General features: G+C 40.0%; 10 protein-coding genes. 3 read left to right on the top strand and 7 right to left on the bottom strand.

Annotation, left to right across the window (positions count from 1 at the left end; genetic code table 11):
* Window positions 1-86: 86 nt before the first annotated feature.
* Window positions 87-2,309 carry a DNA methyltransferase gene (locus tag JMW90_RS12250; protein ID WP_201564534.1) on the bottom strand — a complete coding sequence of 741 codons (2,223 nt, stop codon included), beginning with the start codon at window positions 2,307-2,309 and terminating at the stop codon, window positions 87-89.
* A gap of 218 nt (window positions 2,310-2,527) precedes the next feature.
* Between JMW90_RS12250 and JMW90_RS12245 the strand changes: the two genes are divergently transcribed.
* Window positions 2,528-3,352: an abortive infection family protein gene (locus JMW90_RS12245; protein WP_201564532.1), complete on the top strand. Its 825-nt coding sequence runs from the start codon at window positions 2,528-2,530 to the stop codon at window positions 3,350-3,352.
* A 158-nt stretch (window positions 3,353-3,510) separates the two neighbouring features.
* Here the strand turns inward: JMW90_RS12245 and JMW90_RS12240 are convergent, their stop codons facing one another.
* The 4 genes from JMW90_RS12240 to JMW90_RS12225 all read right to left on the bottom strand — a co-directional run bounded on the left by JMW90_RS12240 (window position 3,511) and on the right by JMW90_RS12225 (window position 7,010).
* A complete protein-coding gene (locus JMW90_RS12240; RefSeq protein WP_201564530.1) occupies window positions 3,511-4,101 on the bottom strand; it encodes a recombinase family protein in 591 nt (196 codons plus the stop codon).
* Between the two features lie 378 nt (window positions 4,102-4,479).
* Complete coding sequence (locus tag JMW90_RS12235; protein ID WP_201564528.1) at window positions 4,480-5,601, bottom strand: Fic family protein; 1,122 nt, start codon at window positions 5,599-5,601, stop codon at window positions 4,480-4,482.
* Between the two features lie 767 nt (window positions 5,602-6,368).
* Window positions 6,369-6,506, bottom strand: a complete 138-nt coding sequence (locus JMW90_RS12230) for a hypothetical protein (RefSeq protein ID WP_227691958.1) — start codon at window positions 6,504-6,506, stop codon at window positions 6,369-6,371.
* Window positions 6,507-6,584: 78 nt separating this feature from the next.
* A complete protein-coding gene (locus JMW90_RS12225) occupies window positions 6,585-7,010 on the bottom strand; it encodes a TehB family protein (RefSeq protein WP_201564526.1) in 426 nt (141 codons plus the stop codon).
* Between the two features lie 296 nt (window positions 7,011-7,306).
* Here JMW90_RS12225 and JMW90_RS12220 point away from each other — a divergent pair, with 296 nt between their 5' ends.
* Window positions 7,307-8,788, top strand: coding sequence for an MFS transporter (locus JMW90_RS12220; protein ID WP_201564524.1), 1,482 nt, complete (start codon window positions 7,307-7,309; stop codon window positions 8,786-8,788).
* 152 nt (window positions 8,789-8,940) lie between these two features.
* On the opposite strand, the gene narL is transcribed toward JMW90_RS12220, so the two are convergent.
* Both narL and JMW90_RS12210 read right to left on the bottom strand, forming a co-directional pair.
* Entirely contained in the window at window positions 8,941-9,600 is a 660-nt protein-coding gene (gene narL / locus JMW90_RS12215; protein ID WP_201564522.1) for a two-component system response regulator NarL, read from the bottom strand.
* Window positions 9,601-9,737: 137 nt separating this feature from the next.
* A complete protein-coding gene (locus tag JMW90_RS12210; RefSeq protein ID WP_201564520.1) occupies window positions 9,738-11,792 on the bottom strand; it encodes a histidine kinase in 2,055 nt (684 codons plus the stop codon).
* A gap of 366 nt (window positions 11,793-12,158) precedes the next feature.
* On the opposite strand from JMW90_RS12210, the gene JMW90_RS12205 reads away from it, so the two are divergent.
* Complete coding sequence (locus JMW90_RS12205; protein ID WP_201564519.1) at window positions 12,159-13,538, top strand: NarK family nitrate/nitrite MFS transporter; 1,380 nt, start codon at window positions 12,159-12,161, stop codon at window positions 13,536-13,538.
* The last annotated feature ends 337 nt before the right edge of the window (window positions 13,539-13,875 follow it).

Here is a 13,875-nt window from a genome sequence, read left to right as displayed (position 1 = left end):
CTAAAAAGTGGTCGATGCCCATTCGTAACTGGACGTCTGCTCTTAATCGCTTTATGATTATGTTTGATGACCGTATTAGTAAGCATTTAATCTAAAGGGCAGTTACACAGAATGTGGGATGGTCTCGCTGTTTCTCCCGAATTCTCTCTCCATTTTTTTACCTTCTCTATTCTTTTATCTATGAACGGTATACTTTTTGCTTCACTCAAATCATTTTCATTAATCCAAATACACCATCTTTCAGTATTGCTTATAAACTCTTTCGAGCCTGTGACCTTTTTTAGAAACTTTGATGACCTAGGAAACTCAGATATTAAATCTTTTTTTTCTTCAGGAGTGAACATAAAATATCCTCCATCGTAAACTCCGTTTCCTTTCATAGCGATTGGTAAGTCAAACAGAGGGCGACTTACCTTGATAACAGCTTTAGACTCCCCTTCAACCAAGTAAGGACTTATAGATTTAACTATTCTAATATGCGTATCAGAAAATATTTTTTTAGGCGACTTAGATATAATACCAAGTCCCACAATTACACAGTAAACGCCAGCATTATCCTTAGCGCTATTCTTCCATTCAAAAGGTTTATACGCGAATATAATTTCAGTTCCATTATTAAAACAGTGAGGCCACAACATACCAACTTGAATCCCTTGAGTTACGGAACTAGTTGAAACAAAGGCGGCTTTTGTATTTTCACAAATATACTCGGATACCTTTAGAAACCAACAAGATATATAATCTTGTTTTTTATAGTTTTTCTTACCTTTAAATACATAAGCCATATCGCTTTTCTGCGAGGCATTTTGTTTACTCTCACCTATATAAGGAGGATTACCTATCACATAAACTTCTTCTTTATACCTATTACTACATATGTCTTTCCATTCCATGCGTAAAGCATTACCGGGTACTATATTGCCACTTTGTCTTAATGGTAGAGCTGGCTCACACTCTCCAAATTCCGCTTTGAATTCTACATTCATTTGGTGCTCAGCTAACCAAAGCGAGAGTATGGCTACTTCATGAGCAAAATCATCAAGCTCTATACCATAGAATTGAGAAAGCCTAATTCGTGAAAATGATGAATCTAGACTAATTTCATCAAAGAAATCATCTTGTTGACCGTCCTTTACTAGCTCTTGACGTAGCTTAATGACTTCCATCTCAAGTTTTCTAAGCTCTTTAAAAGCAATAATCAAAAAGTTACCTGAGCCACAGGCTGGGTCGAAAATTTTAATGTTAGCGATGCGATCATGCAGTTTACGTAGGCGGCTAGGTTTTAACTTTGGATCAATGTTCTCTGCAATATTCTCTAGCTCTGCATACAAATCATCCAGAAATAGTGGTTCAATCACCTTCATGATGTTGATGACAGACGTATAATGCATCCCCATACCGCCACGCTGATCAGGATGTACGACGGCTTGAATCATAGAACCAAAAATATCAGGGTTGATATCTGACCAATCTAGCTCGCTACCGCATTCAATGAGCATTCTGCGAGACTTGGTAGAGAACTTTGGTGAAGCAATAGCGTCAGCAAAGAGTCCACCGTTAACGTATTCAAATTTGGCCAAATAATCTGGTAAATCATGACGATTTTCTTTGTTAGTATTTAAGACTTTAAATAAACGATTAAGGTAACTATCTACATCAGAACCATCTGCTTTGGTATGAGACTCAAGCTCAGCACTAAATTGGTTATCCGCAAATATACCTGTATCTTCTGCAAAAAAACAAAACAGCAAACGAGTTAAAAATACGTTCAGACTATGAAGTGCGGCAGTATCATTTTTATTTTCTTCATTAAAATTATCTGCTTTAATCAAATCAAACAGCTTAGCCATCTTTTCAGCTGCTTTTACATCAGCTGGATTATCACTTTGATATACGGCTTTTTCCATACCGGCCCAAGGTAAGAAAAAGTCGAAATGTTTACCAAGCTCACCAAACTCAATATCAAGTGTGTCATTAGTACGCGTATCTATAGCTACAAACTGATTAAAATCAGTTGCAATAATAAAGCGTATCTTCTCTCGCGTGACAGAAGGCTCTTTCTTCATGTCATCGATATCTGAGAACACTTTATTGCTATCACTGTGCTTAAAATAGATATGGCGCTTGGCCCTGACTTCTCCTGCGACCTTGGCTAGGTTACGCTCACCTGACTTGATACGGCTTACTGTCGTCTTTCTATGCCCATAAGCTGCCATCAACTCGTATATGAACTGATCCTTTTCGACTGAGTTATTGATGACATCTAAAGCTAACTTTTTAACGATTTCTTCTATCTGGGTTACGTTCACTTTGTTTCCTTTGTAATAGCTTCAAAGCTATTTTTATAATCTTTGTTTTTTAAGACACCATTGATGAATTAGACATTAAGCTTATGAGGATTTTCAGTAGATTTAGGTTCATCAGTTAGTTCTGCAAAGCTATTATAGCTATACCTCAAAATACTATCTAACTTTTGTTAGATTGATACTATACTACAATACTTAAAATATGAAATTAGAGTGAGAAAATGTCTGATCTTAGCGGAAGTGAACGTCGCAAACTAGAAAAGCTACTTGGTATGGAAAGTGGATATGTATTGAACTTTTCAGACCGCACCTTTGGTGATTTCTTCGATGAATATAGAATCGAGATTGATAACGAGCAGTACAAGACAGGTGGCACATCAAAAGCGAACCGGATGCGCACTTTCTGGACAGTGGCTAATAATCATGTTTTAGGGCGTGTCATCGAAGGACTAATCGACTACGCTAATGAAGAGCAGTGTTTTGGTGATAGTAATTCTTTACTAATCGCCAACTGCCAAAATATCGCGAAGCGACTGCTTAGTGATCAACCTGTGGCTGAATTAGATGCTTTAACTGCAATTTCGGATGATTATGATTTTGAAATAGTGGCTAACCATGTCCGTGAAGCCATAGACAAAAATCAGCCTGAAGCGGCACTAGATCGCTTACACACCTTTGTAAACAAGTTTGTACGTATCACTTCTGAGCGCTATAACATTGATATTACCGTTGATAAGCCACTAAATAGTATTTTTGGCGAGTACGTGAAAAGACTACGTAAAGATGGACATCTTGAGTCAGCTATGACTGATCGCATATTAAAAACTAGTATCTCTGTATTGGAAGCATTCAACGACGTACGTAATAATAAAAGCCTTGCCCACGATAATCCAATATTGAACTACGAGGAAAGCTTACTTATTTTTAACCATGTAGCAGCTTCGATACGTTTTATCAAAAAGCTAGAGGCTAGCATAAAAACTAAAGCAGAGGTCTCTCTTGTTAAAACGAAAAACACCAAAAATAATGATTTTATTCCATTTTAATTTCATATGGATTATCCAAGAAAATATTCAGTTAGTACGTTGAGCTATGCTGAATACACCGTATAAGTAAACTCGGTGTATTAATCGGAGTTTGCCATGACTAAGAAAAAGTAAAGCTATAGTACGGAATTTAAAGCATAGGTCAATCCCAGGACGCTCTAGCTTTCTCTTATCACTCGATAAACGGTAGCTACCCCAACACCAACCGCCTTAGCGATTTCCTCTTTTGTCATATTGCTTTGACTGTCTAACTCCCTAATACGATTGTGTTTCGTTGTATTAGGCTTCTTACCAGTGGGCTTATAGCCACTGTTAGCCAATCCCTGCTTGATACGCTCTCTACGCTTGTCGTTATCAAGCTTTGCCATCGTTGCTAATAAGTCGATCAGCATATGGTTAATCACTGTTAGGATCTCACCTGTCATGCCCTTACTTACCGTATGCGTGGTTGGTAGATCAGCCACCACCAATCGTAAGCCCTTGTCTTTGATGCGCTGCTTTAGAATTGCAAAATCATCTTGAGATAGCCTGCTTAATCTGTCCACGCTTTCAACCAGCAGAATATCGCCTTGATCAGCGTCTTTTAATAGCTTAGCTAATACTGGCCTATCGAGCTTTGTACCACTGAAATGCTCAACGTACTCAACATGGTTAACGTTATAGCTTTGGCTAAAGCTAATCAAGTCAGACAAGGCTCTCTTAGCGTCTTGATCCTTAGTGCTGGCTCTTACATAAATACGAACGGTCATAGCGCCACCTTTATTGTTTAGACTCAATAACTAATGTTCATTGATAATACTATCATTTAATAATAGAAACAAGTCTAATGATAGCTAAGTTATCGTTTAGAGGTTTTATGTTTTGGGTATAGGCTAATGATAGGTTTTCAGGTGTACTCACTGGTTTAGTATTACTGTAATATGTATATTGTTTTGATTAACTATAAAAACCAAAGGGGGCTGAGCTATGCTGAAGAAACCGTAGAGGTAAACTTGGTAAACTAAGCGTATTAATCGGAGCTTACCAGAAACAAGAAAACTACCTCCTAGAGCCGAATTTAAAGCTGAAGCTGTCAAGAAGGTTGCGGGAGGGTATAACTAGGACTAGCTGTCAATCAGTGCCCAAGCTTATAAAACAATCTCATAATTTGTACTACGCCCTGAAGCAGCGGACTTCTCTAACATTCCTTTTTCTATCAAATCATTGATATCTCGAAGTGCGGTATCAATCGAGCACTTATTAATAGTCGCCCATTTTTTAGTGGTCAACTTGCCGTAAAAGTCACTCATCAAACTATTAAGCATCTTAATCTGTCTATCATTTAACGCATGATGTCGATGCATCTGCCAAAAGCTGGCTTTATCCATAATTTTATCGGTGGTCGCTTGAGCTGCAAGTAAAGCGTCTTTCAGCGTTTCTAAAAACCAAACCAGCCACAAAGTAATATCGCGATCGCCTTTTTGTGTACGTTCCAACACCTTATAATAATCATTGCGCCGATTTAGAATTTGCGCGGACATACTATAAAAGCGCTGAGCGCTACCATCACTTTTTGCTAGCATTCGCTCCGTGATTGCTCTTGTCAGCCGTCCATTACCATCATCGAAAGGATGCAACGTCACAAACCATAAATGCGCGATACCCGCTTTAATGACCAAATCTAAATTATCTTGCTGGCTAGACGGCATATTAAGCCACTGTAAAAAAAGATCCAACTCATCAAAAATCCTGTCTGCATGAGGAGCAACAAAATGCACTCGCTCTCGGCCATAGCCTCCTGAAACTACTTGCATAGCGCCTTGACTATCATCCCGAAGCTTGCCAACTTTAATACGATAAAGCCCGCTATAGCCTTCTGGGAACAGCGCTCGATGCCAACCGAGCAAATCTTCTAACAATAAGGGCTTTTGATAGTGGAATGTTGCATCTAGCATCATCTCAACCACTGCATCAATTTCTCGTGAGGCTGCAGGCATATTATGGTCATCAACCCCTAAATGCCAAGCAACAGAGGATCTTACTTGATCTGTTTTTAAAATTTCACCTTCGATCTCAGATGTTTTAACGATTTCAAGAGTAACGGCGTCTAACTGAGCTTCAACATTTAAATCAAATCCTAGTGTCAGCAATTTTCCGAGAAGCTGACCTTGAAGCAATCGCACTTGGCTTACCAGCGGCAACAGTTTTTTATCTGACCATTGCCAATCTGTCCAATTGGGGTGTTCATGAATATAAGTAACGTGTTTCATAATAAGACCAAAACCTGCAGAAGTTAGAGGGCTATTCTCCTTATATTATGCAGAGATTAAACTTAATAAACAAGGAAAGTCATCGCCGAAATGATGAGTTAAACCTAGCCTTTTTAGTAAAAAGGACAGAAAAAGTGGAGAAAATATAGGTAATTAGCTCAAAAAACCGAGGAGGGAGTGGAGGTAAAAACACTATAATTTTATAGTGCCTATTTACGAAATAAATCTAATATGATTTTAAATAACTTTGCGTTTTCGTGAAGTTAAAAATCGCTGTAGGCATTATAAATAAAGGGATGTAATATAAGATACATTTATGGGTTTTGGTTGACCTACCTTGACATGGTAGAGGTCAGCAGTTCGAGTCTGCTTATGCCTACCAAATATTTAGAAAGCCCCGGTCTAACGACTGGGGCTTTTTTTGTCCGTAAAATATGGGCTGTAGGGGAAAACCCTTATTGGTATCGCTCTATAATCACAAGTATTTAAGCTCTATAAAATTACTCAAAAAAGCGACGGTGACCAAATGGTGACCAACCTTCAAAAACATCTAAACTAAAATCTCCCAAGTTTATGTCTACGGATTTGACAGCATAGCTCACTATAGTCGATTCAATTTAAAAAGAACACAGTACTGCTGGGATAAATTTTACGAAGCCTCTGGAGTGCGAAGCGCACAGCAAGCGAGAGAAATTTATACCAGCATATTGCTATGCTGAGCGTAACTCTTTTATATTGAACTCACTATAGTCTCTCGTTGGTACAATCTATCCTGCCATAGGGGGCTCATTTGATGACGTGTTAAACCAAGATAAAAACTTGTCTAGCTCATCTGATAGCCTATCGGCATTAGGCGCAACGAAATGAACCTGCTCGCGACCATAACCACCAGAAACTACCTGCATAGGTCCTTGACTGTCATCACGGATACTGCCCGCTTTTCTTTATCAACCTGCGTGAGATACAAATATGTAGAACTCTTATCATTGAGTTGGCTTATCAAATAATTTTTCAATAGGTTTAGTGTGGATAGTAGAGCTATTAAACATCGACTTATTGCCTGTATCTCCTTCTGTCCAAAAGTTAATATTGAATTGGGCATCATCACTTAATTCTACGCGATGCCAATATTGAGGCGGGCTGACCGCAAACTGTCCGGCGTTAATAACGACTGTCTTTTCTGGCTCAGTAGCTGCTTCGTCTGAAAATCCATAAAAGGTAACCGTCCCTTGCATGACACAAATTTGCCCGTATACGCCTTCCGCCGTATTGTGATGGGTTAATAAGGCGTTAGGCACTTTATCTTTGGTGAAGAAGTGTGTTGAACGTTTTATTTTCCAATGACTTGGAATGACAGGATTGGGGTTAGCGGTGTTAGTGGTATTGTCAGTATTCGTAGTGGCACTCATGATAACTCCTTGGCTAGTTTACTCAATGTAGATTTTTATCTCAATCTGCCTTAAAGATCAATGCCCAATTGAGAATAATTATCATTAATATAAAATAGCACCTTTTAAATGGTTTTACTACCCTTGTATGATTTTGATTATTAATAATAATATAACGCGTTAAAATGCCTGCCTACTCCCCATTAAGTAGTATGGAAAGTAGTCGCTATACTGCTTTCGCTCAATAGTTATGACACCCCCTTTATTGCTATCTTGTGTCCATTACAGGCATCAGAATTTATAATGGGGACATTATCATGCATGCGAAAGAATTACTCGAGGTTGAACGCCGTGAGATAAGGGCGCTTCACTATACGTGGATTGCTTTTTTTCTGACCTTTTATGTCTGGTTTAATATGGCACCGCTCGCCACGTCTATCCTTCAAACAGAAAGCTATTTGACACCAGATCATATTAAATTATTTCTAATCGCCAACGTCGCGTTGACGATTCCGGGGCGCGTCATCGTCGGTATGGCCTTGGATCGTTTTGGTCCGCGCCGCGTGTTTTCTATATTAATGGTCGTGATGGCGATACCGACGTGGTTTTTCGCGTTTGGCGACTCTGCCATGCAGCTATTCGTCGCACGCTTATTTATGTCTATCGTCGGTGCAGGCTTCGTCGTCGGTATTCATATGACGGCGTTATGGTTTAAGCCAAAGGACATTGGCTTTGCCGAAGGCTTCTATGCAGGTTGGGGCAACTTTGGTTCGGCTGCCGCAGCTATTACCATTCCAACCGTTGCTTTACAATTTTTCGGTGGTGAGGATGGTTGGCGCTGGGCAATTGCGTTATCTGGTTTGCTGTTAGCTATATACGGCGTGGCTTATTGGTTTTTAATTACTGACGGACCAGAGGTTGGTACTCATAAAAAAGCAAGAAAATCAGGCGCTTTAGAAGTATCTACTTGGAAAGACTTGGGGTTATACTGCCTATTTATTGTGCCTTTATATGGCGTACTGGGATTGCTGGTTTATCGTACGCAAGCGATGGATTTTTTGAGTGTGACGGGCGCTATCGTCTGCTATAGCGTGATTGTATTGATGGTTGTTTATCAAATTTATAAAGCCATCAGTGTCAATGTGCCTATGATTAAAGCTGGTATTCCAGAAGATGATAAATATCCCTTTAAGTCCGTTGCGGCGCTTAATGTAAGCTACTTTGCTAACTTTGGTGCAGAGCTAGCGGTGGTTTCCATGCTACCGATGTTCTTTGCGGCAACTTGGAAATTGGATCCAACCGCCGCAGGTCTGATTGCGTCAACCTTTGCCTTTGTTAACTTATGGGCACGTCCACTTGGCGGTTATATCTCTGACAAGGTTGGTAATCGCCGTTTAGTGATGTTGGTTTATATGTTTGGTATCGCGATTGGCTTTGTGCTGATGGGTGTACTCAATGCTGAATGGCCACTGTTTATCGCCGTGGTGTTTACGATTCTATGCTCGGTATTTGTGCAGGGTGCAGAAGGCGCAACCTTTGGTATTATCCCTTCCATTAAGCGGCGTCTAACTGGTCAAATATCAGGAATGACAGGCGCTTATGGTAATGTTGGGGCGGTATTCTACTTATTCATTTATACCTTTGTTGAGCCCAATCAGTTCTTTTATATTATCGCCATCGGCGCACTGATTGCATGGATTGTCTGCTATTTCTGGTTAGCAGAGCCTGAAGATGCTTTTGGTGATGAGTATAAAATGTCTTCCGTCGATCGGCAGATTGCTGCAGAAAGTGAGTGCTAAAAGCTGATATTAAGTGCTAAGATTAAAGAGTCATACTCTCTGATGGTTATATCTAAAACTAAAAGCCCACCTAGCATATTGTTAGGTGGGCTTTTAGTTTTAGATAAACGCGATAGATACTTTTAACTTAACTACCATTATTTCAAAAATAGCTACTTAGACAAATGGTTTACCGTCCATACTGCAGCTTCGACACGCGTCCGAAGACCTGTTTTATTGAGGATATGCTTGACGTGTACTTTTACCGTTGATTCAGCAATATCTAGATTATTAGCAATCATCTTATTACTCAGCCCTTGCGCAATCATCTGAATGACTTGTAGCTCTCTGCTGGTCAGATTACTGGCGATATCTTCGATACTGGGAGTGCGCAGAGTTTGTGCCAATATCGAGGCTAGATTTGGGCTGATGACCAGCTCGCCGCGTAGTATTTTTCTAATATCAATAATAATCAGCTCAGGCTCCATATCTTTTAACAGATAACCATCAACGCCTAATTTTAAAGCTTCTTGTACGTCTTCACCACTATCAGAAACCGTGAACAAAACGGTCTTGGTAGTGATATTTCTTGCTTTGATTTCTCGTAAGGTTTCAATACCAGTAAGTACCGGCATTTTATGGTCAAGTATTACCAAATCCACTTCATTGTTTGCTAGAAACTCTAATGCCTCTTGCCCGTTGCTCGCTTCACCAACGACTTTGACATCATTCTCAAGACTTAATAATTCAGAGATGCCGCGGCGTAGCATAGGATGGTCATCGACTAATAACAGCCTAGCGGGCGACGCGCTAGTATAAACTTTGGTGCTCATAAATTACTCACAATTAGAAAAAATGGTACAAAATATCAAGATCAATACTTCAAAATAAAAATTTCAAAGTGATAAAGTTTTAAAAAGTTAAAACAAGGGTTTAAAAATTAACAAGCCAGCCAATCAGATTAACCCGCTTATAAATACGCTTCTTTATTGCCCTGTTTATCGAAGAAATTGGGTTCAAACCTTACAGTAATAATAGTGCCGCGTGGTTGGTTATCAGTCACGATCAATTCACCGCCGATATCATGGGCGCGCTCTTTCATAATCATCAAACCGTGATGCTGTGTCTGATCGACACTGCCTAGCATTGACATCCCAACCCCATCATCAATAATACTCATCGCGATATGTTTATCGCCATCCTCATAGCCAAGCTGAATCTCTACGTTTTGTGCTTGGGCATGGCGGCTGATATTAGACAAAGCTTCTCTGGCAATTTGAATCAAATCTATCTGTTCGGTGGCACTTAAATTAAGCGTCATAATACGGTTGTGGACTGTCACATTAAAACTGCCTTTTAAAGCAAACTCACTGGCAGCTTCGTGTAATGCTTCATCAAAATTGTTGTTATCAATGGTTAAGCGGAACGTTACCAACAGGTCTCTTAACTGCTGATAAGCCGAGCCTAAGCCCATCTTTATTTGTTCGATATTCTGATAGATGGGCGCTTCATCTGGCTCGCTGGCAGCATTTTTAAGATGCCTTTCTAAAACGCTAACTTGAATTTTCAGATAAGACAACGACTGCGCTAAAGAATCATGTAACTCTCTAGCAATGGTCGATCGCTCTTCAAATAAAATAAGCTGATGTTCTTGCTGTCTTTGCTTACGCAGCGATAACGCGGTACTGATTAAATTGGTCAGAGCAACGATTAACTCGTTATTTTGCGCATCCAATTCAGCACTCGAAAATGGGGAAATGCTATCCGTCGCCGACCCCGTCTCTATCATATTGATACGCTGTGATTCGGGTGTATCGCTACTGTCATCATCAGAGATAAAAGAGCGATTCATCACTAGCATAGACTTTGGACTGACGCGTAATTCACCAAATTCTTCTTGTTGATGAGTAATGGGGTAAGACTTAGTGTATTCACCATTTTTGGTCACGCAGTTATCGCAATTAAGCTTTTTGCACAGCTCTTTCATTCTTTCGCCATGTAGAACGATGGCGTTTTTATTGGTTATATATTTATTCTGTATACATAAAGTGAATTCTAAATGCGGCAAAGTCTTACTGAAATCAGCAACCAACTTATCGAGACGATATAAGCTGACTTGGTTGGTGGTGATGGATTTGGAAAAATCATAAAACAGCGACAGTACGTGATTGGCTTTTGTCAGATGCTGGGTTTTTATCTGCACCTCACTCTCAAGCGAGCGCTGATAGGTCTCAATCGTACTTGCCATGTCATTAAAAGAATTGCCAAGCACCTCAAACTCTCTATAACCCTTTATAGACACTCTGGTATTGGTCTTGCCTCTTTTAAATTGGTTATTGGCTTTGATGAGTTGCTTGATAGGCGTTAGTACTGCTTGATGCAGTCGGCGCATGCCAATCAGCATAATAATGATGGTCAATATCAATGAGAGTGTTTGTAGGTTTTGCTGCCATGTCTGACGCTGCTCGTTTCTGTACTGTAACTCGCCCACAAAGCGATTAACATCATCAACATACTTGACTGCAACACGATAAAAATCCTGCTTATTTTGCCCCAGTAACGCAGGTTTTAAGTCCTGAAACCATTGGGATTTTATCTGATTGAGTTGATTGGTAATGGGCGTACTTCTGTTAGCACTCGTCAACTGGTACGTCTGTAATTCCTCCAATCGATTTTCCATATCTTCAATAAGGATATCAATCTTTTCAGAGGTGTCTTTATTAGAAAAATCTAATTTGCCCTGTTTTTCAACTTGCTTGTCATGAGTAAGATTAAGGCTGTCTTGCCGAATGTTCAAACTTGAGCTAAAAGGATTGTCATCAGAAAAATCCGTCGCGAGCTGAAAACTTATACGATAAGCGGCCATACGTATCGAGCCTGCGGTATTAATAGCCTCAGCATCAGATTTTGCAACCCAAGCCAACGTACCACTCCCTATCGCTGACATGAAGCATAGTATAGCGATGATAAGGACAGCGCCCCAAGCATGAAGTGATAAAGAGTGTCTTCGCAAGCTATTCATCATTTGTGGCTTTTACCTATTATCAAACCCTATCAATTGCAAATTAAAGCGTACTAACAAGCAAATATTATGCGCTAAAATCTTATTTTAGACGCTAAATTTTTGCCTGCCTCCTACCCCTTTTAGCCATCAGTATACCACTATGTATGAATACTCATAACCGCCATATCACAGTACCGTAAGTCATCATTTGCAACAAATATAGCAAATGCCTGTGAATAAATCCGTGAGCGCTATGCCGTCGTTGCTCAAGTTTACTGACTGAGTATGGGCAATCTAAACGATAGTCTATGGCGATTTCAATAGCGCCTTAACGTGATAAAAACATCAATTATAACTAAGCATAGACGATATTAAGTGAGGAATCGTATGGGCAGTCATTACAACTTTAAAGGTGGTAAGCTCATCACTGACTGGCGTCCTGAAGTTGAAGAATTTTGGGAAGGCGGTGGCAAAAAAGTCGCTCGCCGAAATTTATGGATATCCATTCCATCATTGCTACTAGCGTTTGCGATATGGATGGTATGGAGTGCGGTCATCGTACGCCTGCCAGAGATTGGTTTTGATTTTGATGCAGGACAGTTATTTTGGCTCGCCGCGCTACCCGGTCTATCTGGTGCGACGCTGCGGATTTTTTATTCTTTTATGGTGCCTATTTTCGGTGGACGACGTTGGACAGCGATATCCACCTTATCTTTGTTAATTCCGGCATTGTGGATGGGGTTTGCGGTTCAAAACCCTGATACGCCCTTTATGATATTTGCCATTATCGCGCTACTTTGCGGCTTTGGTGGTGGTAACTTTGCATCATCCATGTCAAATATTTCATTCTTTTATCCAAAGGCTGAGCAAGGTACCGCGCTTGGGCTAAACGCGGGTCTTGGTAATCTTGGCGTCTCTGTCATGCAGTTCGTCGTACCGATGATTATACTGGTTGCCGCATTTGGTAGCTTGGGCGGCGATCCGCAAGTTGCTGCAAGCGGCAAATTGTTTTATTTGCAAAACGTGGGCTTTATTTGGGTACCTTTTATCCTGCTATTTTCAGCATTGGCTTGGTTTGGCATGAATGACATTGCCACCGCAAAAGCCTCTTTTAAAGATCAATCGATTATCTTTAAACGTAAACACAACTGGATCATGTGTATTCTTTATATGGCGACGTTTGGCTCATTCATTGGCTTTTCCGCAGCATTCCCAATGTTAATTAAAAACTCGTTCCCAGCCATTGATGCGCTTAAATTTGCTTTTTTAGGTCCGTTCGTCGGTGCATTATTTCGCCCATTAGGTGGCTGGATATCTGATAAAACCAGCGGTGCAAAAGTTACCTTTTGGAACTATGTGATCATGGTGTTTGCAGTATTGGCCGTGATGTACTTCTTACCGAGTGAGACCAATGAAGGCAGCTTCGTCGGCTACTTTATCTCCTTTATGGTGCTATTCATCACCACAGGTATCGGTAATGGCTCTACCTTTACCATGATTCCTGTTATTTTTAGAACGTTCCATGATCGCCGTGAGCCTGAAAAAGCAGGGACAGAAGAGCTGTTCGTCGAGATACGTAAAGAGTCCGCTGCCGTGGTTGGTTTCACGTCAGCAGTAGCAGCCTATGGCGCTTTCTTTATCCCTAAAATGTTTGGTTCAGGGTTGGGTGTTGATGGTACTTTCATTGCGCTAATCATTTTTTATGTTCTCTGTATTATATTGACTTGGTGGTATTACAGCCGTTCTAACGCCGAGATACCTTGCTAAAATCATTCTATTAATAACCGTTTTTCTAAGTCGAAACTTATGCTATGAATCGTGCTACTTGCTCATGTAAGTAGCACTTTTTTTGCTTAAATTTTGCCAGTTGCTTTTCACTTTATTAATGAATATCGCTAGTTTTTTCTTAAAAAGCTTTCAACAATTTTCTTAACAATATTTTTAATACCGCTTTAAATAACCGTCTTAACCATTTTTTGATGAGATTTTATTTTTGATAGCTACTACTAAGGTGGTAGTGCTCTGCTCATGTTAGCTGATAGTCAGACGTCTATGTCTTAATTAAAATAACACCATCGAATAATATTTACGGCTTATGTTCATA

It is taken from the genome of Psychrobacter glacincola (genome assembly GCF_904846215.1).
Classification (GTDB): domain Bacteria; phylum Pseudomonadota; class Gammaproteobacteria; order Pseudomonadales; family Moraxellaceae; genus Psychrobacter; species Psychrobacter glacincola.
This window is presented reverse-complemented; position numbering and strand designations above follow the sequence as displayed.